At 54.5% G+C, this 1,435-nt stretch carries 1 protein-coding gene; it reads right to left on the bottom strand.

Translation table 11 applies throughout. From position 1 onward, the window contains the following. Nucleotides 1–300: 300 nt before the first annotated feature. Nucleotides 301–1,329, bottom strand: coding sequence for an IS110 family transposase (locus ACI3K0_RS30705; protein WP_206829651.1), 1,029 nt, complete (start codon nucleotides 1,327–1,329; stop codon nucleotides 301–303). Between the last annotated feature and the right edge of the window lie 106 nt (nucleotides 1,330–1,435).

The raw sequence follows: 1,435 nt of genomic DNA on the forward strand, positions 1-1,435 counted from the left end.
ATTCTCAATGGAAATTATGCGCCTAACCGGCTCATGTATGGATGCCCCCGTTCATGCAAGTTTTTCTTTGAGCGGTTTGAACGTGTGATTGGATGCGGTCATGTATCAGGCCTTTGATGCAGTCTGGATATTACTGCTGGCCGGTATGGAGCTAAGCGGGGCTGGCGCAAATCAGTTCTACGAGCTCGAGGCTCACTGAGCCGGCGGCATTTCCCACCCCTCTTTCCAATCTCTTGTCCTTACCGTTCGCTGATCTCCTCACACGCCGACGATCCGGTCTCGCTATATCGCTAGCTTTGCTTACGCGGTTACGAGACCGGAATCTTTGTAATTCTCCTTCTTCGTCATCATCGCCCAGACGGATCGTGCCATCTTGTTGGCTAACGCAATAGCAACGAGCATACGCGGCTTGCGCGTCAACATACGCCCCAGCCACGAGCTCTCGGAGGGGGGCTTTCGGCATGCCCATCGGATCACCGTCATTGCGCCGATAATCAAAAGCCGTCGGATATCGCGCTGTCCCATCTTCGACGTCCGGCCAAGCACCTGCTTTCCACCGCTCGAATGTTGTTTAGGTACAAGCCCGAGCCATGCTGCAAAATCGCGTCCCTTCTGAAACGTCGTCATGGTTGGAGCAAAAGCCTCGATCGCCATGGCCGTGATCGGTCCTATGCCGGGCATTGACATCAGCCGAGCGGTATTATCCGATTGCTGAGCTTCAGATTTGAGTACCTTCTCCAGATTGGAGATACGGGCAGTTAGAAGATCAATCTGCTCCAAATAAATCCGGGCAGTTTCCACGACCAGGAGATCAAGGCCGCTATCATCGTCTTCCACGATCACCCTCAACGCGGCCAGGCTTGCAAGCCCCTGCGGTGCAATCACCCCATGTTCTGCCAAGTGAGCACGAAGGGCGTTAATCAGCTGCGTCCGCTGACGCACGAATAGATCGCGCGTCCGAAAGATCATGGAAGAAGCTTGCTGCTTCTCCGTTTTCGGCACGACAAACCTCATCGAGGGGCGGAAGGCGGCCTCCACAATGGCTTCAGCATCTGCCGCGTCATTCTTCTGCCGTTTGACGAAAGGCTTCACATAAGCGGGTGGCAGCAAGCGAACTTCATGGCCAAGCTTCCCGATCTCGCGAGCCCAGTAATGCGCGGTAGCACATGCTTCCATCGCAACGACACACCTCGGCAATTCCGAGAAGAAAGCCAAGACGTGAACGCGAGATAGCTTCCTACGAAATACCAAACCGCCATCGGCGCTGGCAGCATGGAGCTGAAATACCCGCTTTGCAAGGTCAAGGCCTACAATGCTAACTTCATTCATGGATGCTCTCTCCTCTGAGTGACGTTGTTGCAAACATCACTTTGGCACATCGCGATGCCGTCGGGAGGGGGCATCCACTCCATCAGTTCTGCGTGGAAACCAACAA

This window comes from Rhizobium sp. ZW T2_16 (genome assembly GCF_044987325.1).
Lineage (GTDB): Bacteria > Pseudomonadota > Alphaproteobacteria > Rhizobiales > Rhizobiaceae > Neorhizobium > Neorhizobium cellulosilyticum.